The organism is Terriglobus sp. YAF25 (assembly GCF_052113305.1).
In the GTDB taxonomy this organism is placed as follows: domain Bacteria; phylum Acidobacteriota; class Terriglobia; order Terriglobales; family Acidobacteriaceae; genus Terriglobus.
Window position 1 is genome coordinate 1 of record NZ_JBFRCY010000748.1, and the last position, 2,165, is coordinate 2,165.

Sequence of the window (2,165 nt, forward strand, 5' to 3'; positions counted from 1 at the left end):
CTATATGTCACTCTGTTTGGCGATGCAGAGAGCCATGAAGAGGTAAGAGAGTACCGCCGCGAGCTGAATCTCGATACAGCGATTGCACAGACCACGTTTCGATTGGGGAACGTGAATGTTACCAAGCGGTGCTTTGTCTCCTATCCTGACAATGTGCTGGTGATGTCGATCGAGGCATCGGAACCGGTCACCGTCACGGTGCGTCTGGACAGCCAGCTTCAACACGTGGCCGACGTCAACGATGCTGCCTTTGTGATTCGGGGAAAGGCTCCGGTGGTCAGCAGACCGAATTACCTGAAGACTGACAATCCGATTCAGTATTCAGACGAGCCCGGCAAAGGCATGTACTTCGTTAGTGAAGCTCGCATCCTTTCAAACGATGGAAGGGCACACGCTGCAAATAATGTGCTGCAGATCGAGAAGGTACGGTCGGCTCACATACTCTTCGCTGCCGGCACGGGTTTTCGTAGTTATGACAAGGTTCCGGATCGCCCCACGAGCGAAATTCATGCCGGCGTGCGGGCCACATTGAACAAAGCAGCGGCCAAGCCGCTCCAGCTTCTACGCGACCGTCACATCGCCGCGCATCAGAAGTATTTTCGCCGCGTCGCCCTCGATCTCGGAGAACAGGATCGAACCCGCTCCACGGCAGAGCGTGTGGCAGAGTTTGAGAAGAAGCCGGATCCGTCTCTGCTGGCGCTTTACTTCCACTTTGGCCGCTACCTTCTGATCAGCAGCTCTCGCCCGGGCACACTTCCGGCAAACCTGCAGGGCATCTGGAACAATGAGCTTCGCCCGCCGTGGAGCTCTAACTGGACTTCGAACATCAATGTGCAGATGAATTACTGGCTGGCGGAGACCTGCAATCTCACCGAGTTCCATCAGCCGTTATTCGAGATGCTGCAGACGCTCGCGAAGAACGGCGCGAAGACCGCTGAAGTGAACTATGGCATGCCCGGCTGGGTCTCTCATCACAACATTGATGGATGGTGTCTCTCCAGCCCGGTAGGTGAAGGCAAAGGTGATCCCACATGGGCAAACTTCGCGATGAGTGCTCCATGGCTGTGTGCTCATTTGTGGGAGCACTACCTGTTTACCGGCGACAAGGGATTTCTCGAATCACAGGCGTATCCCCTGATGAAGGGTGCGGCGGAATTCTGCTCCGCCTGGCTGGTTTCAGATGGAAAAGGAAGACTCACAACCTGTCCATCCGTTTCTACCGAGAATGACTTCATGGCTCCGGATGGGAAGAAGGCAAATGTCAGCGCCGGCTGCACGATGGATATCGCACTCGTCCGTGAGCTCTTTAAGAACTGCATCGAAGCGTCCAGAGTTCTCGGGATCGATACGGAGTGGGCAGCACATCTTGGCCATCGACGTGACGGCATGATTCCCTATGCGGTCGGAAAGTACGGCCAGTTACAGGAGTGGTCTGTCGATTTTGCTGAGTCCACGCCAGGGCAACGGCACATGTCTCACCTCTATCCGCTCTACCCTGGTAATGAGTTCGACATGGAGAGCGCTCCGAAGTGGATGGCGGCAGGCCGCGTCTCATTGGAACGACGGCTGGCTAATGGCGGAGCGTATACGGGATGGAGCCGCGCATGGGCGTCTAATCTTTGGGCTCGCCTTGGAGATGGAGGGCAGGCCTGGACCTCGCTTCAGATGCATATGAAGGTGAGTACCGCCGGCAACTTCTTCGATACACATCCATCCGGGAATGGCGCGATCTTTCAGATTGACGGAAATTTTGGCACGACCTCCGCGATAGCAGRGATGCTGCTTCAGAGCCATAACGGTGTGATCCGGATTCTGCCCGCGCTGCCACAAGCATGGCCAAATGGAAGCATTGCGGGACTAAGAGCTCGTGGAGGAGTAACGGTCGACATTGCCTGGAACAACGGAGCTATTGCGAAGCTCTCAATGCTGGTGCAACAGCCAGGCACTCATCGGATTGTGCTTCCTGCGAGGGCGAAAAAGATTCGCAGCATTCCGGGTGCGAAGGGATCGGCGATCGTGACTGATCGCGATACAGGGATCGAAGTTAAGTTTCCAGCGTCGGGGCGTTATCGTTTTGTCTTTCATGCCTAGCTAAACCTCGAGCGCATCACCGGCGAGAAGCCGGGCCCATGTCCCCGAGGGACACGGGGCACACGGTACATGGG

Annotated in this window: 1 protein-coding gene; it reads left to right on the top strand. The window is 56.1% G+C overall.

Annotated elements, in window-relative coordinates; genetic code table 11:
• On the top strand, positions 1-2,091 hold a 2,091-nt coding region (locus AB4043_RS23260), incomplete at its 5' end, for a glycosyl hydrolase family 95 catalytic domain-containing protein (RefSeq protein WP_442308234.1).
• Positions 2,092-2,165 lie beyond the last annotated feature (74 nt).